The sequence below is a fragment of the Mycobacterium sp. IS-2888 genome, from assembly GCF_001954215.1.
In the GTDB taxonomy this organism is placed as follows: Bacteria; Actinomycetota; Actinomycetes; order Mycobacteriales; family Mycobacteriaceae; genus Mycobacterium.
Map to the genome: position 1 here is coordinate 78,003 of NZ_MBET01000108.1, position 23,089 is coordinate 101,091.

The 23,089-nt window shown below is 66.4% G+C and carries 23 protein-coding genes and 2 pseudogenes; 15 read left to right on the plus strand and 10 right to left on the minus strand.

From position 1 onward, the window contains the following. Positions 1-16: 16 nt before the first annotated feature. Both purE and A5745_RS22400 read right to left on the minus strand, forming a co-directional pair. Entirely contained in the window at positions 17-532 is a 516-nt protein-coding gene (gene purE, locus A5745_RS22395) for a 5-(carboxyamino)imidazole ribonucleotide mutase (RefSeq protein WP_076057677.1), read from the minus strand. Between the two features lie 3 nt (positions 533-535). Next, positions 536-1,842, minus strand: a pseudogene (locus A5745_RS22400) (5-(carboxyamino)imidazole ribonucleotide synthase); the annotation flags it as partial. 109 nt (positions 1,843-1,951) lie between these two features. Between A5745_RS22400 and A5745_RS22405 the strand changes: the two are divergent. Further along, a complete protein-coding gene (locus A5745_RS22405) occupies positions 1,952-2,608 on the plus strand; it encodes a GtrA family protein (protein ID WP_076057676.1) in 657 nt (218 codons plus the stop codon). Here the strand turns inward: A5745_RS22405 and A5745_RS22410 are convergent. Genes A5745_RS22410 through A5745_RS22420 form a run of 3 tightly spaced genes read right to left on the minus strand, consistent with a single transcriptional unit; the run spans position 2,563 to position 5,540 of the window. Beyond that, entirely contained in the window at positions 2,563-3,081 is a 519-nt protein-coding gene (locus tag A5745_RS22410; protein ID WP_076118993.1) for a PH domain-containing protein, read from the minus strand. The two genes, A5745_RS22405 and A5745_RS22410, sit on opposite strands and share 46 nt — an antisense overlap. Before the next feature lie 20 nt (positions 3,082-3,101). Next, entirely contained in the window at positions 3,102-3,923 is an 822-nt protein-coding gene (locus A5745_RS22415; protein ID WP_076118995.1) for a biotin--[acetyl-CoA-carboxylase] ligase, read from the minus strand. A 48-nt stretch (positions 3,924-3,971) separates the two neighbouring features. Beyond that, a complete protein-coding gene (locus A5745_RS22420; protein ID WP_076119064.1) occupies positions 3,972-5,540 on the minus strand; it encodes an MFS transporter in 1,569 nt (522 codons plus the stop codon). A 230-nt stretch (positions 5,541-5,770) separates the two neighbouring features. Here A5745_RS22420 and A5745_RS22425 point away from each other — a divergent pair, with 230 nt between their 5' ends. The 7 genes and pseudogenes from A5745_RS22425 to A5745_RS22455 all read left to right on the plus strand — a co-directional run bounded on the left by A5745_RS22425 (position 5,771) and on the right by A5745_RS22455 (position 13,164). Beyond that, a complete protein-coding gene (locus A5745_RS22425) occupies positions 5,771-7,411 on the plus strand; it encodes an acyl-CoA carboxylase subunit beta (protein ID WP_076118997.1) in 1,641 nt (546 codons plus the stop codon). Beyond that, complete coding sequence (locus tag A5745_RS22430) at positions 7,408-7,647, plus strand: acyl-CoA carboxylase epsilon subunit (protein WP_076118999.1); 240 nt, start codon at positions 7,408-7,410, stop codon at positions 7,645-7,647. The genes A5745_RS22425 and A5745_RS22430 overlap by 4 nt, the downstream gene beginning before the upstream one ends. Further along, entirely contained in the window at positions 7,644-8,285 is a 642-nt protein-coding gene (locus tag A5745_RS22435; protein WP_076119001.1) for a nucleoside triphosphate pyrophosphatase, read from the plus strand. Before A5745_RS22430 ends, A5745_RS22435 begins: the two co-directional genes overlap by 4 nt. Positions 8,286-8,415: 130 nt before the next feature. Beyond that, positions 8,416-9,897: pseudogene (locus A5745_RS22440) on the plus strand (serine hydrolase domain-containing protein); the annotation flags it as partial. A 38-nt stretch (positions 9,898-9,935) separates the two neighbouring features. Then, entirely contained in the window at positions 9,936-10,844 is a 909-nt protein-coding gene (locus tag A5745_RS22445; protein WP_076119006.1) for a class I SAM-dependent methyltransferase, read from the plus strand. A 158-nt stretch (positions 10,845-11,002) separates the two neighbouring features. Continuing rightward, positions 11,003-11,932 (plus strand): SAM-dependent methyltransferase, encoded by a 930-nt coding sequence (locus A5745_RS22450; RefSeq protein WP_076119008.1) that lies wholly within the window; start codon positions 11,003-11,005, stop codon positions 11,930-11,932. An 11-nt stretch (positions 11,933-11,943) separates the two neighbouring features. Beyond that, positions 11,944-13,164, plus strand: coding sequence for a peptidoglycan DD-metalloendopeptidase family protein (locus tag A5745_RS22455; RefSeq protein ID WP_076119009.1), 1,221 nt, complete (start codon positions 11,944-11,946; stop codon positions 13,162-13,164). A gap of 12 nt (positions 13,165-13,176) precedes the next feature. Here the strand turns inward: A5745_RS22455 and A5745_RS22460 are convergent, their stop codons facing one another. Further along, positions 13,177-14,208, minus strand: coding sequence for a hypothetical protein (locus tag A5745_RS22460; RefSeq protein WP_254848642.1), 1,032 nt, complete (start codon positions 14,206-14,208; stop codon positions 13,177-13,179). 147 nt (positions 14,209-14,355) lie between these two features. Then, positions 14,356-15,339 (minus strand): NAD-dependent epimerase/dehydratase family protein, encoded by a 984-nt coding sequence (locus A5745_RS22465; protein ID WP_076119013.1) that lies wholly within the window; start codon positions 15,337-15,339, stop codon positions 14,356-14,358. Between the two features lie 96 nt (positions 15,340-15,435). Here A5745_RS22465 and A5745_RS22470 point away from each other — a divergent pair, with 96 nt between their 5' ends. From A5745_RS22470 to A5745_RS22485, 4 genes are all read left to right on the plus strand, one after another. Then, the gene (locus A5745_RS22470) at positions 15,436-16,326 is read left to right on the plus strand and encodes a sulfurtransferase (protein ID WP_076119015.1); all 891 of its coding nucleotides are present in this window, start codon (positions 15,436-15,438) and stop codon (positions 16,324-16,326) included. Then, the gene (locus A5745_RS22475) at positions 16,326-16,745 is read left to right on the plus strand and encodes a SufE family protein (protein ID WP_076119017.1); all 420 of its coding nucleotides are present in this window, start codon (positions 16,326-16,328) and stop codon (positions 16,743-16,745) included. Before A5745_RS22470 ends, A5745_RS22475 begins: the two co-directional genes overlap by 1 nt. A gap of 141 nt (positions 16,746-16,886) precedes the next feature. Continuing rightward, a complete protein-coding gene (locus tag A5745_RS22480; protein ID WP_076119019.1) occupies positions 16,887-18,683 on the plus strand; it encodes an acetyl/propionyl/methylcrotonyl-CoA carboxylase subunit alpha in 1,797 nt (598 codons plus the stop codon). A gap of 194 nt (positions 18,684-18,877) precedes the next feature. Continuing rightward, a complete protein-coding gene (locus tag A5745_RS22485; protein ID WP_076057662.1) occupies positions 18,878-19,285 on the plus strand; it encodes an STAS domain-containing protein in 408 nt (135 codons plus the stop codon). Here A5745_RS22485 and A5745_RS22490 read toward each other — a convergent pair. Continuing rightward, entirely contained in the window at positions 19,248-20,036 is a 789-nt protein-coding gene (locus A5745_RS22490) for an RNA polymerase sigma factor SigF (protein ID WP_076057661.1), read from the minus strand. The genes A5745_RS22485 and A5745_RS22490 overlap by 38 nt on opposite strands. Next, entirely contained in the window at positions 20,033-20,470 is a 438-nt protein-coding gene (locus tag A5745_RS22495; RefSeq protein WP_076057729.1) for an anti-sigma factor, read from the minus strand. Before A5745_RS22495 ends, A5745_RS22490 begins: the two co-directional genes overlap by 4 nt. Positions 20,471-20,864: 394 nt before the next feature. Between A5745_RS22495 and A5745_RS22500 the strand changes: the two genes are divergently transcribed. Together A5745_RS22500 and usfY are read left to right on the plus strand one after the other, a co-directional pair. Then, the gene (locus A5745_RS22500) at positions 20,865-21,245 is read left to right on the plus strand and encodes a phage holin family protein (protein WP_076057660.1); all 381 of its coding nucleotides are present in this window, start codon (positions 20,865-20,867) and stop codon (positions 21,243-21,245) included. Positions 21,246-21,317: 72 nt separating this feature from the next. Further along, positions 21,318-21,632 (plus strand): protein UsfY, encoded by a 315-nt coding sequence (usfY, locus tag A5745_RS22505; protein WP_076119021.1) that lies wholly within the window; start codon positions 21,318-21,320, stop codon positions 21,630-21,632. A gap of 13 nt (positions 21,633-21,645) precedes the next feature. Here usfY and A5745_RS22510 read toward each other — a convergent pair whose 3' ends face one another. Beyond that, positions 21,646-22,029 carry a hypothetical protein gene (locus A5745_RS22510; protein WP_076057658.1) on the minus strand — a complete coding sequence of 128 codons (384 nt, stop codon included), beginning with the start codon at positions 22,027-22,029 and terminating at the stop codon, positions 21,646-21,648. Between the two features lie 359 nt (positions 22,030-22,388). Here A5745_RS22510 and A5745_RS22515 point away from each other — a divergent pair, with 359 nt between their 5' ends. Next, positions 22,389-23,057: a TetR/AcrR family transcriptional regulator gene (locus tag A5745_RS22515; RefSeq protein ID WP_076057657.1), complete on the plus strand. Its 669-nt coding sequence runs from the start codon at positions 22,389-22,391 to the stop codon at positions 23,055-23,057. The last annotated feature ends 32 nt before the right edge of the window (positions 23,058-23,089 follow it).

The window sequence follows — 23,089 nt, forward strand, 5'->3', positions numbered from 1 at the left end:
TCGCTTCGTCGCCGGGCTACTGGCCGGTAACTTTACCCTGACCCTCCCGCAGCGCCGCATCCTTGGCCCGCACGCTCTCGGCCAGCTCCTCGGCAAAGGTGACGAGCCGCGCGCGCAGCGCCGGGTCGGATGATCCGAGAATGCGCACGGCCAGCAGGCCCGCGTTGCGGGCGCCACCGATGGAGACCGTCGCTACCGGCACGCCCGCCGGCATCTGCACGATCGACAGCAGGGAATCGAGGCCGTCCAGCCGAGCCAGCGGAACCGGCACGCCAATCACCGGCAGCGGCGTCGCCGAGGCGACCATCCCGGGCAGGTGGGCCGCGCCGCCGGCGCCGGCGATGATCACCTCGATGCCGCGGTCGGCCGCGCCGCGGGCGTAGTCGAGCATCTCCGCCGGGGTGCGGTGCGCCGACACGACCCGCACCTCGGTCGGTACGTCGAACTCGGCCAGCGCCGCGGCCGCGTCGGACATCACCGTCCAGTCGCTGTCGCTGCCCATGATCACCGCTACGCGCGGATGCTCGGTCATTCGGCGCCACTCCTCCTCATCGCTTCGTCCCCCTCGCCGCTGCGCGGCTGGGGGTTGCCCCCACTGCATCGTCGCTGGCGCTAGCCATGTGGATCCCATCCGTCCGCCCATTGCCCGTGTGACAACCAGTGTGCGGCCAGCTCGGCGCGTTCACGCAGCTTCGCCAGGCCAGCGACATCGGAGCCCGGGAAATCGCCCAGGAAATTGATGTGCCCGACCTTGCGTCCGGGGCGTTCGGCCTTGCCGTAGAGGTGAACCCGGGCGTCGGGCATGCGCGCATAGAGATGGTGCAACCGTTCGTCGACGGTCATCGCCGGCGGCTGCGGAGCACCGAGCACGTTGGCCATCACGGTCACCGGCGCGATGGCGTCGGTGTCGCCCAGCGGATAGTCCAGCACCGCGCGCAGATGCTGTTCGAACTGGCTGGTGCGGGCCCCGTCCATGGTCCAGTGCCCGGAGTTGTGCGGCCGCATCGCGAGCTCGTTGACCAGAAGCGCGCCGTCGACCGTCTCGAACAGCTCGACCGCGAGCACCCCGATCACGCCGAGGTCGGCGGCCAGCCGCAACGCCAGCTGTTGCGCGGCCGAAGCGAGTTCCTCGGGCAGCTCCGGCGCGGGCGCGATGACCTGCACGCAGATCCCGTCTCGCTGCACGGTCTCGACGACCGGCCACGCCGCGCCCTGCCCGAACGGCGAGCGCGCCACCAGAGCCGACAGTTCGCGACGCAGGTTCACCTGCTCCTCGGCCATCACCGGCACGCGGGAGGCCAGGAAGTCGGCCGCGATCTCGCGGGCGTGCGACGGGTCGCGGGCCATCCGCACCCCGCGCCCGTCGTATCCGCCGCGGACCGCTTTCACGACCACCGGGCCGGCTATGTGCCGCGCGAAGGTGTCGAGTTCGTCGACGCTTCGGATCTCGGCGTAGCGGGGCACCGCGGCACCGAGGGCCTCCATCCGCCGCCGCATGACGAGCTTGTCCTGGGCGTGCACCAGCGCCTGCGGTGGCGGCGCCACGTTGACGCCTTCCGCGACGAGCTTGTCCAGCAGTTCGGTCGGGACGTGCTCGTGGTCGAAGGTCAGCACGTTGGCTCCGGCGGCGACGCGGCGCAGATCTTCGAGATCGGTGTGCGAGCCGATCACCACGTCGGGACTGACCTGTGCGGCCGATTCGTCGGCTGCGGTCGCCAGCACACGCAGCGTCTGCCCTAGCGCGATGGCGGCCTGATGGGTCATCCGGGCCAGCTGACCGCCGCCGACCATGGCGACGACGGGCGCGGTGCGCGGCGGGCGTGAACTCGGCACGGCCATCATGGTGTCATGGCGCACAGTCCCGTGCTCGAGGCGTGTTGACCGGCTCTGACGCACAATCGTTATGTACCATTTTGCGTCGATTTTGCGTCCGTACGTACACTCACGTGTTGTGTCCTTCGCCGAAGCCACAATCGCGCGCCTGCCCGGGATCATTCAGCCGTATGCGCAGCGCCACCATGAACTGATCAAATTCGCCATCGTCGGCGGTACCACGTTCATCATCGACTCGGCGATTTTCTACACGCTGAAGCTGACGATTCTGGAGCCCAAGCCGGTGACCGCCAAGGTCATCGCGGGCATCGTGGCCGTCATCGCGTCCTACGTGCTGAACCGGGAGTGGAGCTTCCGCGACCGCGGCGGGCGCGAGCGACACCACGAGGCGCTGCTGTTCTTCGCTTTCAGCGGCGTCGGTGTGCTGCTATCCATGGCCCCGCTGTGGATTTCCAGCTACGTCCTGCAGCTGCGGGTCCCGACGGTGTCGCTGACGGTGGAGAACATCGCCGACTTCATCTCGGCGTACATCATCGGCAACCTGCTGCAGATGGCGTTCCGGTTCTGGGCGTTCCGGCGCTGGGTGTTTCCCGACGAGTTCGCGCGCAGCCCCGACAAGGCACTCGAATCGGCCCTCACCGCCGGTGGCATCGCCGAAATCTTCGAGGACGAGATCGAGGGCGGCAACGTCACGCTGCTGCGGGCCTGGCGCAACAGGGCTCGGGCGCGTCAGCTCGGCGATTCCTCGGAACCCAGGGTGTCGAAGACTTCGTGATACAGCAGCGCGTGCACCTCGCGCAGGCGCGGAATGTCGTAGAACTCCAACGGATCTTGTGACGCCGACTCGATAATCAGCGTCCCGGTGCGAAACATTCGCTCGACGATCTTGTCCCGGAATTCCACGCTGTTGATCCGCGCCAACGGGATGTCGATCCCGCTGCGGGTCAGCACCCCGTGCCGAAACATCACCCGCCGGTTGGTGACGACGAAATGTGTGGTCAGCCAGCTCAGGAACGGCCACAGCGTCAGCCAGCCGACGATCACGAGCCAGATCCCCCAGATGACGCCGTAGATGATGTTCTTGGCCAGCTGCCCCCAGTGCGTCGAGTTGAGGTAGCCCGACCCGAACGCCGCGAGCGCGGTCACCACGATGAGCACGACGACGGGCCAGATCAGGCGCTTCCAGTGCGGGTGGCGGTGTATGACGACCTGTTCGCCGGCGGCCAGGGCGTTGTCCGGGTAGCTCATGGTCGCGAAGTTACCGCTTCCTAACGTAGATGCACCACGTCGCCGGCCGAAACCACGACGGTCTCCGCATCGGTTTCCACGCATAACCGGCCCTGGTCGTCGACGGCGCTCGCGGTCCCGACGACTTCCCGGCCGCCGGGCAGCTCGGCGCGCACCCGCGTGCCGATGGTCAGGCTGCGGGCCCGGTAATCCGCGGCCAGCTGCCAGTCGGCCCCGCGCGCGAGCCGCCAGGCGGTGATGCGGCCGCCGAGCTCGCGCAACACGGCGCCGACCAGCGCGTTGCGGTCGGGCGCGGCCACTCCGAGGCCGAGCAGCGACGTGGGCGCAATCGCCCCGGAGCCGTCGACCTCCTCGGGCGCCTGAGTTACGTTGAGCCCCAAGCCAATTACCACTACCGGCTTTGCGACCTCGGAGAGAATTCCGGCCAGCTTGCCGCCACCGGCCAGCACGTCGTTGGGCCATTTGAGACCGGCTTGCACGCCGGCCGCGTCGAGCACCGGGGCCACCGCGTCGACGACGGCCACACCGGTGGCCAACGACAGCCAGCCCCACCCCGCGGTGGGGACGTCGACCACGCTGACCCCGACCGACATGGTGATCTGCGCGCGCGGGGAGGCGGACCAGCCGCGGCCGTGCCGCCCGCGGCCGGCGGTCTGATGCTCGGCGATGAGCACCGCCCCGGCGACGTCGTCTCCCGCGGCCGCGCGAGCCAGCAAATCGGTGTTGGTGGAACCGGTTTCGTCGACGACGTCGAGCCGTCGCCAGCCCAGGCCGGTGCCGATCAATTCGGCGCGCAGTGCGGCGACGTCCAGTGGCCTTCTGAGCTCATCGGGGTCTGTCACCGGACCCAGCCTAGAACGCGGCGCTCATCGCGGGCGCCGGTCACCCAGTCATCGAACCGGATCCCTCGTGCGGCTGTTGAGCTGCCGTTCACCGAGATCGCCACGGGTGCGCGGAAACCGCCTCCAACCAAGAATGAAGCCTGCCGTGAGCAATGCCGCCCCGCCGGCGACCGCTAGCCGGACGCCGCCGATGAAGTCTTTGTCGGCGACGCGCACGACCAGACGCTCCTGCGCTGATGTCAGTCGATGGCCCGGCCCGATATTTGCGGGGTGCGCGCACGGATTCGCGCCTTCCACTACGGCCGCGATGACCGCTTTGCGTTCGGCGGGATCGGCGATGGCGGGCTCCAGCCGGGCCGGCAACGTCGCGCCTAGCCAGAGCGCGAGGACGGAGCCGAAAAGTGCGACGCCGAAAATGCTGCCCAGCGACCGTTGCAGATTGATCAGGCCAGCGCCCATGCCTGCTCGGTGATCGTCAACCTCGGTCATAGCAAGCTGCAGCAGTGGCGTGGCGCAGCCCCCGTACCCCGCACCGAATAGCGCCAGACCGATGATCACCACGGGCATTGCGCGGCCGATGGCGACCGCGAATAGCGCCAACCCGATGATCGACGCCGCCAGACAGACCAGCGCCGGCAGTCGGGGGCCCCGATCTTCTACCGCCCGGCCTGCCAGTACGCTCGCGACCCCAAATGCCACCGGGACGGGCAACAGCAGCAGACCCGCGTGCATGGGCGAGAACGCGCGCACGTTCTGGAAATGCTGGGTGGTCACCATCAACACACCAAAAAAGCAGGATGTCACCAGGAAGTAGACCAGCAGCGCCGATCGGTACACCGGCTGGCGAAGCAACTGAAGATCGATCAACGGGAATGCCGCGCGGCGTTCGTGCCGAACAAACAGCCATAGCAGCACGACAGCCAGCAGCAGCGCCGGCCCCACTGCGGCCAGCTCCCGATGGACCCGCGGGACCTCGATGAGCCCGTACGCGATCATTGCGATCGCGGGGGCGAACATCAGCTGACCCGGCCAGTCGAGTTGGGTCGGGTCGGGATCCCTGGACTCGGCGGCAGCAACCAGCGTGAGGAGCCCGACGATTGCTCCCATCGGAAGGTTCACCGCAAAGACGCTGCGCCATCCGAGGTCCTGGACCAGGAACCCGCCCAGCGCCGGGGACACCGCCGCACCGACACTCCCCATGGCCATCCAGCCGGCTATCGCCCGCGCTTTCAGCCCCGGGTCGGGAAACGCGTGACTGAGCAGGGCGAGAGACAACACCGAGATGAAGGCCGCTCCCACACCCTGAATAATTCGCGCCACCGTGAACAGTCCAAGACTGACGTGTAGCGCGCACACCACGGAGGAGATGACGAATACCGCGAGCCCGATCAAAAACCCGCGCTTGCGACCGTACCGATCACCCAGTAAGGCGCAGCTCATCAGCGCGGCAGCCATACCCAGGCTATAGCCTGCGACCGCCCACTGAAGACCTCGCTCACCCGCCTTGTACGCCGCCTGGATGCTGGGCAGCGCGACGTTGACGACGTTGACGTCCACACACACGATGAAGATGCCCAGCCCGGCCGCGACCACGGTCATGCGCTGGCGCGCCGTCATCGCCGGATGGGCATGCTGGGTCATTGCGACAAACTTTTCGAGACGGGTTCGGGACAGTGGCCCATCCGGCCCTCCTTGCTCGTAGCCCGATATCGTCCGGAGGTATTGCCGAGTATTTTGCTCACTTCGGCAGCTTTGGACTCAGGAATTAGATTCGGGATCTCCAACGGACCTTCATGGGCGGGCCCTTCATGGGGAAGACGGGATAGCCGCCGCTAAGCTCGACACCCATGACGAGCGTTACCGACCACACCGCGGAGCCCGCGGCCGAGCACAGCATCGACATCCACACCACCGCGGGCAAGCTGGCCGAGCTGCACAAGCGCCGGGAAGAGGCACTGCATCCGGTCGGTGAAGAGGCCGTCGAGAAGGTGCACGCCAAGGGCAAGCTGACCGCCCGGGAGCGCATCCTCGCCCTGCTGGACGAGGACTCGTTCGTCGAACTCGACGCGCTGGCCAAGCACCGCAGCACCAACTTCGGCCTGGAGAAGAACCGCCCGCTCGGCGACGGCGTCATCACCGGCTACGGCACCATCGACGGCCGCGACGTGTGCATCTTCAGCCAGGACGCCACGGTGTTCGGCGGCAGCCTCGGCGAGGTGTACGGCGAGAAGATCGTCAAGGTCCAGGAGCTGGCCATCAAGACCGGGCGCCCACTGATCGGCATCAACGACGGTGCCGGCGCGCGCATCCAGGAGGGCGTCGTCTCGCTGGGCCTGTACAGCAAGATCTTCCGCAATAACATCCTGGCTTCCGGTGTCATCCCGCAGATCTCGCTGATCATGGGGGCCGCGGCGGGCGGGCACGTGTACTCGCCGGCCCTGACCGACTTCGTGGTGATGGTCGATCAGACCAGCCAGATGTTCATCACCGGGCCCGACGTCATCAAGACCGTTACCGGCGAGGACGTCACCATGGAGGAGCTCGGCGGCGCCCACACGCACATGGCCAAGTCGGGCACGTTGCACTACGTCGCCTCCGGTGAGCAGGACGCCTTCGAATGGGTCCGCGATCTGCTGAGCTACCTGCCGCCCAACAACGCCACCGATCCGCCCCGCTACGCAGCGCCCATCCCGGCGGGCGCCATCGAGGACAACCTCACCGACGAGGACGTCGAGCTGGACACGCTGATCCCCGACTCGCCCAACCAGCCCTACGACATGCACGAGGTCATCACCCGGATCCTCGACGAGGACGAGTTCCTGGAAATCCAGAGCGGTTATGCCCAGAACATCGTCGTCGGGTTCGGTCGCATCGAGGGCCGCCCGGTCGGGATAGTGGCCAACCAGCCGACGCACTTCGCCGGCTGCCTGGACATCGACGCCTCCGAGAAGGCGGCGCGGTTCGTGCGCACCTGCGACTGCTTCAACATCCCGATCGTGATGCTGGTCGACGTGCCCGGCTTCCTGCCGGGCACCGGCCAGGAATACAACGGCATCATCCGGCGCGGCGCCAAGCTGCTGTTCGCCTACGGCGAGGCCACCGTCCCGAAGATCACCGTCATCACCCGCAAGGCCTACGGCGGCGCCTACTGCGTCATGGGTTCCAAGGACATGGGCTGCGACGTCAACATCGCCTGGCCGACGGCGCAGATCGCGGTGATGGGCGCCTCGGGCGCCGTCGGGTTCGTCTACCGCAAGCAGCTGTCCGAGGCCGCCAAGGAAGGCAAGGACGTCGACGCGCTGCGGCTGCAGCTGCAGCAGGAGTACGAGGACACGCTCGTCAATCCCTACGTCGCGGCCGAGCGCGGGTATGTCGACGCGGTGATCCCGCCGTCGCACACGCGCGGCTACATCGGCACGGCGCTGCGTCTGCTGGAGCGCAAGATCTCGCACCTGCCGCCCAAGAAGCACGGGAACATCCCACTGTGAGCTCGGATATCCAAGAGGCCCAGAAGCGGCACGAGCCGCACATCCAGATCCTCAAGGGGCAACCCACCGCCGAGGAGGTGGCCGCATTGGTCGCCGTGCTGGGCGCCGCCGGCGCCGCGCCGGAACCACCACCGGCGGAGCGCACCCGCTGGGGCCTCCCGGTCGACCGGCTGCGTTTTGCGATGACGAACTACCAGCGGCTCACCATGCAGCAGATGACTCATATGAAGCAGTGACCCGGCTGGTGCTGGCGTCGGCCTCGGCCGGCCGGCGCAAGGTGCTGCGCCAGGCCGGCGTCGATCCGGTGGTCGTGGTCTCCGGGGTCGACGAGGATGCGGTGACCGCGGCCCTGGGCCCCGACGCCTCGGCCAGTGACGTCGTGTGCGCGCTGGCGGTGGCCAAGGCCGACGAGGTCGCGGGCAGGCTGGATGGCAGCATCGCCGCGGATTGCGTTGTCATCGGCTGTGATTCGATGCTTCACATCGACGACCAGCTGTGCGGTAAGCCGCAATCCGTCGCCGCCGCTCGTCAGATGTGGCAGTCGATGGCGGGCCGGGCCGGCCGGCTCTATACCGGCCACTGCGCTATCCGATTGGTGGACAACGAAATCGTTCATCGGGACGCCGAAACATCTATCACCACCGTACGTTTCGGTAAACCATCATCCGATGACCTCGAGGCCTACCTTGCTGCCGGGGAGTCATTGCGGGTCGCCGGAGGGTTCACGCTCGACGGCCTGGGCGGCTGGTTCATCGATGGTGTCGACGGCGACCCGTCGGCTGTGGTGGGCCTCGGGCTGCCGCTGACGCGATCGCTGCTCGGCCGCGCGGGCCTGTCGATCGCCGCGCTGTGGGCGGACAATCCGCTCGGCTAGCACCGCCCGCGGTAAACCGGCTCCCGCGCGGGAGCGGGCGAGGCCCCAAGCGCTGCAACCGAATCCACTCCGGCAGGCCCTCGGGGGGTTATATTAATGGCCATGTGGACGTTACCGCCGCCCACGAACCCATTCGACCGAACGCGTGCGAGCGCCAGGTCGACTGCCGCACGCAATCGCCCCTGCCGTGGGTGAAACCGTTAACCGCACAGACCTTGGCGTAGCGTTCGACGAGCTCGATGCCAAGATCACCGCGGGCATGAAGGCCTATGCGATTCCGGGGGTCGCGGTTGCCGTGTGGGCCGGCGGCCAAGAATACGTCCAGGGCTACGGGGTCACCAACGTCGACCATCCGTTGCCTGTCGACGGCGACACCGTCTTCCGAATCGGTTCTACCACAAAGACTTTCACAGGAACCGCGATGATGCGGCTGGTCGAGCGGGGCGAGGTAGACCTGGATTCGCCCGTGCGCCGCTTCATCCCCGACTTCGCAGTGGCCGACGAGTCGGCCAGCGCCGTCGTGACCGTGCGCCAACTGCTCAACCACACTGCAGGCTGGGATGGTCGCAATGGGCAGGACTTCGGGCGCGGCGATGACGCGGTGGCGCGCTACGTCAACTCGATGACACGGTTACCGCAGCTGACTCCTCCGGGAACCGCGTTCGCGTACAACAATTCGGCTCTTGTGGTGGCGGGCCGCATCATCGAGCTTGTCACCGGAACAACCTACGAGTCTGCGATGCACAACCTGGTGCTTGACCCGCTGCAGCTGGCTCACACCCGCTACTTTTCCGACCAGATAATCGGTCTGAACGTGGCGGCACCTCACCAGGTGGTCGACGGCAAACCCCTGGTCGATACCGACTTTTGGGCATTCCCGCGCAGCTGCAACCCCACCGGTGGATTGATGTCCACGGCGCGAGATCAGCTGCGCTACGCACAGTTCCACCTCGGCGACGGCAGGGCGCCTAACGGCGAGCAGATTCTGAGCCGACAGTCGCTGGAGGCGATGCGTTCGAACCCGGGGGCGGGTGGAACACTGTTCGTCGAGCTGACCGGGATGGGCGTGACCTGGATGCTGCGGCCCTCCGCGCAGAATGTGAATATCGTCGAGCACGGGGGCACCTGGAAGGGGCAACGGTCCGGTTTCGTGATGGTGCCCGATCGCAACTTCGCCATGACCGTCCTCACCAATTCCGATGGCGGATTTCATCTGATCAACGACCTTTTCGCCTGCGACTGGGCGTTGCACAGATTCGCCGGGGTCACCAATCTGCCTGCAGTACCGCAACATCTCGGCGCCGACGACCTGCGGCCCTACCAGGGCCGCTACATCGCCGAGCAGGTCTCCCAAGGCGGCGTCGTCGAGCAAACGGTGATCGACTTCCGGGCAAGCGACGGCCGGCTCGCCGGCACCATCGACACCGTCGACGCCAACGCGGACGGCCCAAGCAGCGCCGAACTGGGCCTGGCCCTTTACCGGCCCGACTACGGGATCGACCTCGGACCCGACGGCAAGCCCACCGGCAGTCGATCCAACTTCGTCCGCGGTCCGGACGGCAACATCGCCTGGTTCTGTAGTCAGCACGGGCGCCTGTTCCGACGCCAATAACACCGCACCGCAGAATTGCGCGGCGCTAGGGTGAGCTGATGTCCCGCACCGACGACGACAGCTGGGATCTGGCGTCCGGCGTCGGCGTCACCGCCACCATTGTCGCGGCCGGGCGCGCGCTGGCCACCAAGGATCCGCGCGGCTTGATCAACGATCCGTTCGCCGAACCTCTGGTCCGTGCGGTGGGCCTGGATTTCTTCACCAAGCTGATGGACGGCGAACTCGGCATGTCGGCGATCGCGGACGCCTCACCGACCGTGGCGCAGGCGATGGTCGACGGAAACGCGGTCCGCACGAAGTACTTTGACGAATACGTCCTCAACGCCACCGATGGGGGTATTCGGCAAGTGGCGATCCTCGCTTCCGGGTTGGACACCCGCGCCTACCGTCTGCCGTGGCCGACCGGGACGGTGGTGTACGAGATCGACCAACCACAGGTGATGGAGTTCAAGACGACGACCTTGGCCGACCTGGGCGCCGAGCCCACCGCCACTCGGCGCGCCGTGCCCATCGACCTGCGCGCGGACTGGGTCACGCCGTTGCAAGCCGCCGGCTTTGACTCGTCAGCACCGACGGCGTGGCTGGTCGAGGGGTTACTGATTTATCTAAAGCCGCAGGCCCAGGATCGGCTGTTCGACGACATCACCGCGCTCAGCGCGCCCGGGAGCATGGCAGCCACCGAATTCGTTTCCAGTATCGTGGATTTCGGCACCGAGCGAGCGCGGACCATATCCAACCCATTCCGCGACCACGGCGTCGACGTCGACTTGGCTTCATTGATCTACCCCGGCGAACGCAACCACGTCCTCGACTACCTCACCGCCTTGGGCTGGCAGCTCGAAGGCGTGCCGCTCGCCGAACTGTTCCGGCGCAGCGGCCTCGATGCGCCCGCCGCAGACGACGACACGATCTTCATCAGCGGGACCCTGACCGACCAGCCACGGTAGCCAAACCCGCCAGTTTCGTCCCCCGATCGGGGGACGAAGCGTTCATCACCATTGCGGGCCGATCGGCGGAGTTCCGCCGGGCCAAATCTTCCTAGATTCGAAGTGTGCAACTCGGCCGTCCCTGAGCCGCCGAGATCCCACACCTGAAAGGCGGAATTGTGATGCGCAAAGACGGCGATAGCTGGGATCTGGCCAGCCATGTCGGCGCGACCGCAACGCTGGTGGCCGCGGGCCGCGCCAGGGCCACCAATTCGCCCGAGCCGTTGATCGAGGACCCGTTCGCCGAGCCGTTGGTCCGCGCGGTGGGTATCGAATTCCTGGTCAAATGGGCCACCGGAGAGCTCCGCGCGTCCGACGTCGACGAGCCCGAAGCGGCCTGGGGCCTGCAGCGAATGACCACCGATTTGGTGGCCCGCACTCGCTATTTCGATCAGTTCCTTACCAACGCGACGGCCACCGGAATTCGGCAGGCGGTGATCCTGGCGTCTGGGCTCGACGCGCGCGGCTACCGACTGCCGTGGCCGCCGGGCATGGCGGTGTTCGAGATCGATCAGCCCGACGTGCTGCGGTTCAAGGCCGAAACGCTGGCACGGCTGGGCGCCGAGCCCACGGCGCAGCTGCGGATGGTGCCGGCCGACCTGCGGGACGATTGGCCGGTCGCGCTGCTGCGCAGCGGATTCGACCCAGCGTTACCGACCGCCTGGATCGCCGAAGGATTATTCGGTTATCTCCCCCCTGAAGCTCAGGATCGCCTGCTGGACAACGTCACCGGTCTCAGCGCGCCGGGAAGCCGGATGGCCATCGAGGCGTTCGTGGGGTCGGCGGAGCTGGACTCCGGGCGGGTCCAACAGATCATTCGCGGTGCGACTCGCACCTGGCGCGACCATGGATTCGATCTGGACATCTGCTCGCTGAACTATCTCGGGGCCCGCAACGAGGTCTCCGGCTATCTCGCTAACCACGGGTGGCAGTCGACCGGGACTACGGCCGCGCAGCTGCTCGCCGATCACGGCCTGATCGGGATGCCTGGCGATTGCGACTCGCCCTCCGACAAGCCCAGCTACTACACTTCGGTTCTCGCGGCTTAAAGGGGAACACATTGCGGATTCTGGCGGTCACGCGTGCCCACAATGCCGGGAAGACCTTGCCCGATACGTTGGACTCGCTGGCCACCTTCAGCGACGACATCTACGCGATCGACGACCGGAGCACCGACGACACCGCCGCGATTCTCGCGAACCACCCCGCGGTCACCAATGTTGTTCGCGCCCGGGCAGATCTACCGTCCACACCATGGCTGGTCCCCGAATCCACCGGGCTGGAGCTGCTGTACCGGATGGCCGATTTCTGTCGCCCGGACTGGATGGTGATGGTCGACGCCGACTGGACTTTCCAGATCGACGTCGACATCCGTGAGGTGCTTGCGCGCACACCGGACGACGTGGCCGCGCTGATGTGTCCGATGGTTTCCCGCTGGGATGACCCAGAATATCCGGACATGGTGCCGGTGATGGGTACCGCCGAGGCGATGCGCGGGCCGTTTTGGCGTTGGTACCCGGGCCTGTATGCGGGGCCCAAGTTGATGCACAATTCGCACTGGCCGGCCAACATCGCCGAGCACGGTCGGATAGGGCAGCTGGACGGAATCCGCTTGACGCACAACGGCTGGGCGACGTTGGAGGAACGGATCTCGCGCGTCAAACACTACCTGCGGCTCGATCCGGATTTTCGGCACAACTTCGGTGTGGCCTACGATCGATCCCTGTTGTTCGGCTATGCACTCGACGAGGTCAGCCTCCTCAAAGCGGACTACCAGCGGCGGGTGCGCGGCGACTTCGACCGGATCGAGCCGGGGGCGCGGCTGCCGATCGAGGCCGAGCCACGCGCGATTGGCCGTGGATACGGACCCCGCGCGGACGGTTTCCATCCCGGCGTCGACTTCGCCGCTGACCCCGGCAGCCCGATCTACGCCGTCATATCCGGAGCTGTTTGCCGCGCAAGCGATTTCGGTCAGCTGTACTCAGTGATCATCTCGAACGGCGATACCCAAATCCGCTACGTGTTTCGGCCTGGTGACGACACACAGATCGCGCGCGGTGATCGGATAAGTGCGGGAAGCCGGATCGGCAGCATCGGTGCCGAAGGCCAATCGTCGGACGGTTATCTGCATTTCGAGGTGCGGGTTGGGCGTGAACACGTCAATCCCCTGCGCTATCTGGGCAACATGGGGCTGCGGCCCTGGCCGCCGCCGGGGCGGCTGCGCGCGGTATCGGGCAGCTACCCGCCCGCCACACCGTGCACGATCACCGCCGACGAGTAAACCCGGGCGACCTCAGCGCGGCGCGTGGGCTGTTCGTTGGGAAGCCTCGACCCGTTCCAGCAGACCGCGGGCTGCCCGGATCGTCGAGCGGACCTCCTGCAACAGTTTGGCGGGATGCTGCAGGTCCATGTCGTGCAGCCCTTCGTAGCGGTCGATGCCGAAACCCGCGGTCTCGATGCGAATTCCGAACGGCAGGGACAGAGTTCGCAGCGCGTCAAAGTGCTGATAGGGGACGAACGGCTGACCGGTCACCATTAGACAACTCGATTGGTCCATATCCAGGGTCCGCGCCGTAAAGGTGAAAGTATCCGCGGAGGTGGCACGTCGGATGTCGGGGTCCGGCGACGGTGCCTCGATCAGTGTGATGGGCAGCCCGAGGTCATTGCTGTCTTCGCCGAAGCGCCAAACCATCTGGCCTCGATGGGGGTCGCCGCCCCGCTGACGCCCATGCCGTACGGCTTCGCGAGTATCCACCCCAAACGCGTCGGCCGCGGCGGCCGCCAGCAAATCGAATTCGGAACGCGCGCCTGGCGCGCAGGACGCGACCGCGTCGTCTTCGGACGGCAACAGCCGCCGAGAAGCAGCGGCCAGCACGACATGACCGACGCGGTTCTCGGCAGCCAGGTCCCGCGCCAACCGGGCCCTGAGCATGTTCGAGTAACGTCCGGTTCCGATCACCAGCATGTAGTCGAATTTTGTTTCAGTGGGCCATGTTTCATCTGTAAGGCCCAGCCGTCGCGCCAGCGTCGTGATCGTGTCCAGTTGCCGGTCGGGCAGGTCAAGACGGGGGATCATCCACCGTGCCCCGCCGCCGGCGTCTTGGCACCGCACCTGTTCCCCGTAACGTGCCCGCGTCCGGCTCCGGTAATCCCATACCTCGCTGAACTCGTCCAGGTAAGCCAACCGGTCGGCCAGATTGCCGTGCCGCGGGAAAACTCCGCCGAACATCGCAACCAACTGCGCCAGCGCGTCGTGCGCGCTCCACGCGTCGACATCCCCGCGCAGCGATGTCAAGAACTCGCGATCGCGCTCGCCGCCACCCATCGACACCCCAGCCGGACCTTTCACGTCAATTTCCCGCTCCCTGAATACGCCACAACATCCGCCGCATGTGGAATGCAGCCTTTTACCAGCCTAACTGCGGTGAACTGGGCCAAGATGCGCTTTTTTCCAGACCCGCAATCACGGGGCTCATCGGGAAGACAAGACGCCGCCGAACCCGTCGTGTTCGTAGGCATACTGCGGCTGATCCTTCGCCCATTGGATATAGCGGTCGATGCCTTCCCAGATATCGACTTCGGGCTTGAATCCGATGCTCTTTGCGAGCTCGATGTTGGCCGGGAAACTAGCGACTTCACCGGGGCGTGCCTCGCGATATGCGATCTTGGCGTCGAACTTTTCGGCGATGTACTCGACGATGTCTTTCACCCGCGTGTTTTTGCCGCTCGCGAAATTGATCGCCTGTCCGCGAAGCGCGGTGTTTTGCAGCACAAGGTTGTATGCACGAACGATGTCGCTTACGTACAGATAGTCGCGTGTCGCCGAACCGTCGCCGAAGATCGTGAGGTTTTCGCCGTTGATGGCCTGACGGACGAGTCGTGGAATCAGCGCGCCGAATCGCCCGGTTTTCTGCCGCACCCCAAAGATGTTGAAGGGCCGAACAATCGTGACGTCAAGACCATAGGAACGGTAGTAGGAATAGCACAACCGATCGGCCGCCGCCTTGGAGGCGCCGTAGGGGCTGTTCGGTTTCAGCTCCGCTCTCTCGTCGAGAAGCTCGCCCTCCCGCAGATTGTGTCCGTCGCCGTACACTTCGCAGGTTGACACGTAGATCAGCCGGTTCTTGTAGCGTCGGACCGCCTCGAGCACACGGTAAGTACCCATGACGTTGGTTTCGAGAAAGCTCTCTGGTTCGCCGAGGGACTGGTCGACGTTGATATTGGCGGCCAGATGAAAAACGACGTGGTGATCGCGCACCGCGCGATGCACCGTTTCCCCATCGGTCACCGAACCCGAAATAAAGGCGGCGCGCTCGTGCGAACGAAAGTCACTCGTGTTTCGGGTGGCACTCTTCGACGATGTATTCAGGACAGTGACCCAATGCCCGCCCGCCAGTAGCGATTCGGATAGATGACTTCCCTGGAAGCCCGCGCCCCCGTTGACAAGTATCTCCATCTAGTTCGCCCCTCGGGTGTTATTTGTTAGGCGCAAGTTTAATCGAGACTCACGGGTCAAGGCCCCGCTTTTATTCCTGGCGGTAGGCTCGAGGTTGTGCCGCTACCCCCTGATCCGAGCCCCACGCTGTCGGCCTACGCCCACCCTGAACGGCTGGTCACCGCCGACTGGCTGTCCGCCAACATGGGCGCCCCGGGCCTGGCGATCGTCGAGTCCGACGAGGACGTCCTGCTCTACGACGTCGGCCACATTCCGGGTGCGGTGAAGGTCGACTGGCACACCGACCTCAACGACCCGCGCGTCCGCGACTACATCAACGGCGAGCAGTTCGCCGAGCTGATGGACCGCAAGGGCATCGCCCGCGACGACACCGTGGTGATCTACGGCGACAAGAGCAACTGGTGGGCGGCCTACGCGCTGTGGGTGTTCACGTTGTTCGGCCACCCCGACGTGCGGCTGCTCAACGGCGGGCGCGACCTATGGCTGTCCGATCGCCGGGACATGACGCTCGAGGTCCCCACCAAGACCTCGTCGGGCTATCCCGTCGTGCAGCGCAACGACGCGCCGATCCGCGCGTTCAAGGACGACGTGCTGGCCAACCTCGGCAGCCAGCCGCTGATCGACGTGCGCTCACCCGACGAGTACACCGGCAAGCGCACCCACATGCCCGACTACCCCGAAGAGGGCGCGCTGCGCGCCGGCCACATCCCCACCGCCCGATCGATCCCGTGGGGCAAGGCAGCCGACGAGAGTGGCCGCTTCCGCAGCCGCGAAGAGCTGGAAGAGCTGTACGGCTTTGTGCAGCCGGACGACAAAACCATCGTCTACTGCCGCATCGGCGAGCGGTCCAGCCACACCTGGTTCGTGCTGACGCATTTGCTGGGCAAGCCCGGGGTGCGCAATTACGACGGGTCGTGGACCGAGTGGGGCAACACCGTGCGGGTGCCGATCGTCGCCGGCGAGGAACCGGGAGCCGTGCCGGTCTGATGAGTCTGCCCGCGCCGCTGGCCGAGGTGGTGTCCGACTTCGCCGAAGTGCAGGGCCAGGACAAACTGACGTTGCTGCTCGAATTCGCCAACGACCTGCCGGAGCTGCCCGCCGACATGGAACAAGCGGCCATGGAGCCGGTCCCCGAGTGCCAGTCACCGCTGTTTTTGCATGTCGACGCGCACGACCCGGATCGGGTGCGGCTGTACTTCAGCGCGCCCGCCGAGGCGCCGACGACCCGCGGGTTTGCCTCGATCCTGGCCGCCGGGCTCGACGAACAACCCGCCGCCGACATCCTCGCGGTACCCGAGGATTTCTACGCCGACCTGGGTCTGGCCGCTCTGATCAGCCCGCTGCGGTTGCGCGGCATGTCGGCGATGCTGGCCCGCATCAAACGGCGGCTGCGCGAGGCGGCGTGATCGCAAACGTGATCTTCAAACGGATCGGAGACCGGGTATCAGCGCCCACGGCGCGGCGCATAAACTTCCCCGGACAAGACTTGTAAGAAATTCTCTTAGAGACGAAGAGACGTAGAGACGTCCAGCCAAACAGGAGGCGAAGTGGCCAATCACGCCAGCTCGAGGATCGCCAAGGTGCTCGTCGCCAACCGTGGCGAGATCGCTGTCCGGGTGATCCGCGCGGCCCGCGACGCGGGCCTGCCCAGCGTGGCGGTGTACGCCGAGCCCGACGCCGACGCGCCGCACGTGCGCCTGGCCGACGAGGCGTTCGCCCTGGGCGGTCAGACGTCGGCGGAGTCCTACCTGGACTTCGGCAAGCTCCTCGACGCGGCCGAGAAGTCCGGCGCCAACGCCATCCACCCCGGCTACGGCTTCCTGTCGGAGAACGCCGACTTCGCCCAGGCGGTCATCGACGCCGGCCTGATCTGGATCGGCCCCAGCCCGCAGTCCATCCGCGACCTCGGCGACAAGGTCACCGCCCGCCACATCGCCGCCCGCGCGCAGGCGCCGCTGGTTCCCGGCACCCCCGACCCGGTCAAGGACGCCGACGAGGTGGTGGCCTTCGCCAAGGAGTACGGCGTGCCGATCGCGATCAAGGCGGCCTTCGGCGGCGGCGGCAAGGGCATGAAGGTGGCCCGCACCATCGAGGAGATTCCCGAGCTGTACGAATCGGCTGTGCGCGAAGCGGTTTCGGCGTTCGGCCGCGGCGAATGCTTCGTCGAGCGCTACCTGGACAAGCCGCGCCACGTCGAGGCGCAGGTGATCGCCGACCAGCACGGCAACGTCGTCGTCGCCGGCACCCGCGACTGCTCGCTGCAACGCCGCTTCCAGAAGCTGGTCGAGGAAGCGCCCGCGCCGTTCCTGACCGACGCCCAGCGCAAGGAGATCCACGAATCCGCCAAGCGGATCTGCAAAGAGGCCCACTACTACGGCGCCGGAACCGTCGAATACTTGGTCGGCCAGGACGGGCTGATCTCGTTCCTGGAGGTCAACACCCGCCTGCAGGTCGAGCACCCGGTCACCGAGGAGACCGCCGGCATCGACCTGGTGCGCCAGCAGTTCAAGATCGCCAACGGCGACAGGCTGGAGCTCACCGAGGACCCCACGCCGCGCGGGCACGCCATCGAATTCCGCATCAATGGCGAGGACGCGGGACGCAACTTCCTGCCGGCCCCCGGCCCGGTGAACAAGTTCCACCCGCCCACCGGTCCGGGTGTGCGGCTGGACTCCGGCGTCGAGACCGGCTCGGTGATCGGCGGGCAGTTCGACTCGATGCTGGCCAAGCTGATCGTCTACGGCGCCGACCGCAACGAGGCGCTGGCGCGGGCGCGGCGCGCGCTGGACGAGTTCGAGGTCGAAGGCCTCGCCACGGTGATCCCGTTCCACCGCGCCGTGGTGTCCGACCCGGCGTTCATCGGCGACGAAGACGGCTTCTCGGTGCACACCCGCTGGATCGAGACGGAGTGGAACAACACCGTCGAGCCCTTCGCCGGCGGCGAGCCGCTGGACGACGAGGATGCGCGGCCGCGCCAGAAAGTGGTGGTCGAGGTCGGCGGGCGGCGGCTCGAGGTCTCGTTGCCGGCGGACCTGGCGCTGTCCAACGGCGCCACCACCGACGCCGTCGGCGCCATCCGCAAAAAGCCGAAGCCCCGCAAGCGCGGTTCGCATTCCGGCGCGGCGGCCTCGGGTGACGCGGTCACCGCACCCATGCAGGGCACCGTCGTGAAGGTCGCGGTCGAGGAGGGCCAGGAGGTCGCCGCCGGCGACCTGGTCGTGGTCCTCGAAGCGATGAAGATGGAGAACCCGGTCACCGCGCACAAGGACGGCACCATCACCGGCCTCGCGGTCGAGGCCGGCGCCGCCATCACCCAGGGCACGGTGCTCGCCGAGATCAAGTAGGGGCCCGACCAGCAAAACCCGCGAAACGTTGTCGGCCTGCCCGGGCACGGGTAGGGTTCGGGACAGGTTGAGTTCACAGCCACCTGGAATACGTCGCTGACGTCGGCGTAGGCGAATTCCCTGCCCCAAGCGTTTTATGACGCGTGGCTGGCGTATTCCACAGCACGAATCCTCCGGTAGTGAGGGAGTACGCAATGCCTGTGACCCAATCTTGGCAACAGAGTCGCACAGCCCAATTCAGCGCGCGCCGGGAGCCGGGCGGCACGGTGATCACCGTCGACGGTGAGCTCGATGCCGCCAACTCCGATCAGCTCACCGAGTATGTGCGGCGCAGCGCCAGCCGTTCCCGGCGGGTGATAGTGGACCTGCGCGGACTGGAATTCATTGGTACAGCGGGTTTTTCGGCGCTGCATCGGATCAACGTGGTGTGCTCGGCCGCCCAGATGTCCTGGGCGATGGTGACGGGAGCGGCGGTCTCGCGGTTGCTGCGTGTCTGCGACCCCGACGGCACGCTGCCGGTGACGTCGCCCGCCGACGAGCCGCTGCTGCGGTCGGCCTGGGCCGCTACCGCAACTGGTCCCGCAGTCGGGTTAGCGATTTAGATAGCAGCCGAGACACGTGCATCTGTGAGATGCCGACCCGGTCGGCGATTTGCGTCTGGGTCATCGATTCGAAGAAGCGCAGCACCAACACCGTTCGCTCCCGCTCGGGCAGCGCCTCGAGCAGCGGGCGCAGCGATTCGCGGTTCTCGATCTGATCCAGACCGGTATCCACGTCGCCCAGGGTGTCGGCGATCGCGCGGGCGTCGTCGTCGTCGCTGCCGCCGCCGCTGTCGATGGACAAGGTGTTGTAGGAGCTGCCCGCCACCAAGCCCTCGATGACTTCGCCGCGGTCCATGCCCAGTTCGCCTGCCAGTTCGGTCGCGGTCGGGGCCCGGCCGAGCCGCTGGGACAGATCGGCGGTGGCGGTGCCCAGCCGCAGGTGCAGTTCCTTCAGCCGCCGTGGAACCTTGACCGACCAGCTGTTGTCACGGAAGTGCCGACGGACCTCGCCCATGATCGTCGGCACCGCGAACGAGACGAAGTCCGACCCGGCGTCGATGTCGAAGCGGACCACCGCGTTGACCAGTCCGACCCGCGCGACCTGAACCAGGTCGTCGCGCGGTTCGCCCCGTCCCTCGAACCGGCGGGCGATGTGGTCGGCCAGCGGCAGGCAGCGCTCGACGATCTTGTCGCGCTGGCGCTGGAATTCCATGGAGTCGGCGGGAAAAGTAGCCAATTCCCGGAACATGTCCGGAACATCGGCGTATTCGTTCGGGCGCGTATCCGAACCGCCGGCATCTCGGGCCGTCACCGGGTGGCGGCCGCCTTTCGCGCCGTCAGCGCGATACCGAAAACGCTGCCGGCTTCACTGGGTTCGCGACCGTCATGGAAAGTCTGGACATCGTCGGCCAACGAGGTCAGCACGTGCCAGCTGAAGCTGCCGGGCGACACCACGTCGTGAGTGTCGCACGCGGCGGACGCCTCCACTATCAATTCGTCGTCGAGCGGGTCGACCAATACGACGAGCGTGGCATCGGGGGTGGCCGATCGGATCAACCGGGTGCACACTTCGTCGACCGCGAGCCGCAGGTCCGCCACGGCGTCGAAATCGAGATCCTCGAAGGTGCCGATGGCACCGACCAGGGTGCGCAGCATCGCCAGGTTTTCCAGGCGTGCAGCAACGTGTACCTCGACGGCGCGGTGGCCGCGCTGGCGCTTGCTCCCGTGCAATCGCGCATCGGTCATATGGTCTCCCGGCAATGTTTGACTGACACTACTTCCGCTTCGCAGCTCGTCTTCGGCCGCGTGATCGAGCCGGTTAGTCACGATTCCCGCCGGGTATTCCACCTGCTATGAACGGGCCTGACACGACCGAAACAGTGCGGACGCGCCGGCTCAAGCGCATCGCAGTCGTCGCCGGGATCACGCTGGTCGTATTGGTCGTTATCGCGATAGCCATCTATGTCGGTGCCTTCGTGATTTTGTCTCCCATGATGGGATAACCACGCTAACGCAGCATCGCGGCACTCAATCATGGTCTAGTCCAGATACCCGCTCCGCGGGTCCGGTAACCGCGACGACCGGTTTTCGGTAAACGCGGTCCTTAACGGTGGCAACCGCGAGACCTACACTTGTCGTTATGAGGCAAATTCTGCTTCGCGCAGTTGTGCTTCTGGGATCGTGGGCGATCGGCCTGGCGCTGGCGGCCTGGGTTGTGCCCGGCGTTTGGGTGTCGGTGTCCGGATTCGTGGTCGCGGTGGCGGTGTTCTCGGTGTTGCAGGCGATCCTCTCGCCGTGGATTTTGCGGTTGCCCCGCGCGTACGCGTCGCTGCTCTTCGGCGGCACCGGCCTTGCGCTGACGGTCGTCGCGTTGGGTCTCGCGTCGGGGTTCACCCACGGGCTGGTCATCCACGGCGGCGCGTCCTGGATTGCCACGACGATCGTGGTCTGGCTCGTGACCACGGTCGGGGCGATCACGCTGCCCGAGGCGCTCGTTCGCGAGGCGCCCGGCCCTATCTGACGGCGTTTCACAAGGTCCGCCGAATGAGTAGCATTTTGGTTATCTCATCCGACAGTGGCGGAGGGAGAGGTGATGGGAGACAGGCATCACGATCCGACGGACCATTTCCGGACCACGCAACCGCACGCTGGTATCACGATGAAGGACAACCTCTTCTGGCCGGGATTCATTCTGTTCATCGTCGCGGTCGCCGGGATGATCGCCACCGCGGCGGCCGCCGCGTACGGACATTACGAATGGCTGCCCACGACGGTCCTCGTCGCGGTGCTGGGCACCGTGGCGGGGGCGCTGTGGTTCGTCGTGGAGCTTCGCCGCGTGAGCCGGATCGACGAGCAGTGGCACGTCGCGGGCGACAAGAGCCCGCCGCGCCAGCGCGCGGCCAGCTAAGCGCTCCAAGCGGCTAAAGGGCGAGAACCGGCCCCGCAATCGCGGGCACGCCCATAGAGACCGTCACCGCGGTCAGTGTCAGCAGAAACCAGCCCGCGCCATGCCATCCCCACCAGGTTCCCTCGTGGCGCCATACCTGGTAGGTGCGCAGGAATGCCCAGAGCCCGCCGGCCAACAGGATCAGCGGTCCACCCAACGCCAGCACGGTCCGCTGGGGCGCGCCGCACGCCGCGGTGTCGACGCCCGTCCCCGGGCACGTGCTGACCCACAACGCGGCCAGGACGATGAACCCGACGCCGGCGGCCGTGGCCAGGGCGGCAAAACGGATGGCGGCGTGTACCTCGCCGTCTTCCTGGCCTAAGCGATCGCCTCGTGATCGCTCATCCGCTTTTGGCATCTGAGAACCTCATATCCTTGGCTGCTCTTGATCCATCGTTCGTTACGTCGCATTTATTACCGCGTTATTGAAATTTCCTGCCGCCCGGCCCTGCCAGCCCCGGCGAGAAGGCGCATGGGAGCAGATACCCCGCGCTAAACCCGGGTAAACCGCTTACCGCCTAGGTGCCGGCCTATGGAAATGGCCGGCGCGGGGCAAGCGGACGCCATTCCCGGCGGCGGGCAGCACGGTCACTGGCCTACGCGCGCCGAAGTACCAACACCGTCAATTATTCCAGCGCGTTATCGCTGGCCCAGGGGCGAAGTTCCAATACGCGCACTCGGCGAGTGATCTTGAACACCGTGAGTACTATCTGACACATGCCGACAGCCAGGAGGCGGTTATCCCCAGAGGATCGGCGCGCCGAGCTGCTCGCGCTAGGTGCCGAAGTCTTCGGGAAGCGGCCGTACGACGAGGTCCGTATCGACGAGATCGCCGAGCGCGCCGGCGTGTCCCGGGCCCTGATGTATCACTACTTCCCCGACAAGCGGGCGTTCTTCGCCGCCGTCGTCAAGGACGAGGCCGACCGGCTGTACGAAACCACCAACAAGGACACCGCCACCGGACTGACGATGTTCGAAGAGGTGCGCAGCGGTGTGCTCGCCTACATGGCCTACCACGAGCAGAACCCGGAGGCCGCGTGGGCCGCGTATGTCGGCCTGGGCCGGTCGGACCCGGTTCTGCTGGGCGTCGAGGACGACGCCAAGAACCGCCAGATGGAACACATCATGAGCCGCATCGCCGAGCTCGTGGAAAAGCTGGGGACGAAGCTGGAACCCGATGTCGAACGGGACCTGCGGGTGATCTGCCATGGCTGGCTCGCGTTCACCTTCGAGACGTGCCGGCAGCGCATCATCGACCCCAGCACCAACGCCGACCGCCTCGCGGATTCCTGCGCGCACGCGTTGTTCGACGCGATCGCCCGGGTGCCGGAGATCCCCGACGAGCTGTCCCATGCGATGGCGACCGCTCGTCTCGAACCGCGCTAGCCGATCGTTTTTGTCGGTGCCTGTTGGCACCA

What these genes read in the sequence shown, in the direction of transcription:
- purE (WP_076057677.1), bottom strand. Translation starts at nt 532, where the DNA reads ATGACCGAGCATCCGCGCGTAGCGGTGATCATGGGCAGCGACAGCGAC.
- A5745_RS22410 (WP_076118993.1), bottom strand. Translation starts at nt 3,081, where the DNA reads ATGAGCTACCCGGACAACGCCCTGGCCGCCGGCGAACAGGTCGTCATA.
- A5745_RS22420 (WP_076119064.1), bottom strand. Translation starts at nt 5,540, where the DNA reads ATGACGGCGCGCCAGCGCATGACCGTGGTCGCGGCCGGGCTGGGCATC.
- A5745_RS22425 (WP_076118997.1), top strand. Translation starts at nt 5,771, where the DNA reads ATGACGAGCGTTACCGACCACACCGCGGAGCCCGCGGCCGAGCACAGC.
- A5745_RS22445 (WP_076119006.1), top strand. Translation starts at nt 9,936, where the DNA reads ATGTCCCGCACCGACGACGACAGCTGGGATCTGGCGTCCGGCGTCGGC.
- A5745_RS22460 (WP_254848642.1), bottom strand. Translation starts at nt 14,208, where the DNA reads ATGGGTGGCGGCGAGCGCGATCGCGAGTTCTTGACATCGCTGCGCGGG.
- A5745_RS22465 (WP_076119013.1), bottom strand. Translation starts at nt 15,339, where the DNA reads ATGGAGATACTTGTCAACGGGGGCGCGGGCTTCCAGGGAAGTCATCTA.
- A5745_RS22475 (WP_076119017.1), top strand. Translation starts at nt 16,326, where the DNA reads ATGAGTCTGCCCGCGCCGCTGGCCGAGGTGGTGTCCGACTTCGCCGAA.
- A5745_RS22485 (WP_076057662.1), top strand. Translation starts at nt 18,878, where the DNA reads ATGCCTGTGACCCAATCTTGGCAACAGAGTCGCACAGCCCAATTCAGC.
- A5745_RS22495 (WP_076057729.1), bottom strand. Translation starts at nt 20,470, where the DNA reads ATGACCGATGCGCGATTGCACGGGAGCAAGCGCCAGCGCGGCCACCGC.
- A5745_RS22500 (WP_076057660.1), top strand. Translation starts at nt 20,865, where the DNA reads ATGAGGCAAATTCTGCTTCGCGCAGTTGTGCTTCTGGGATCGTGGGCG.
- usfY (WP_076119021.1), top strand. Translation starts at nt 21,318, where the DNA reads ATGGGAGACAGGCATCACGATCCGACGGACCATTTCCGGACCACGCAA.
- A5745_RS22510 (WP_076057658.1), bottom strand. Translation starts at nt 22,029, where the DNA reads ATGCCAAAAGCGGATGAGCGATCACGAGGCGATCGCTTAGGCCAGGAA.
- A5745_RS22515 (WP_076057657.1), top strand. Translation starts at nt 22,389, where the DNA reads ATGCCGACAGCCAGGAGGCGGTTATCCCCAGAGGATCGGCGCGCCGAG.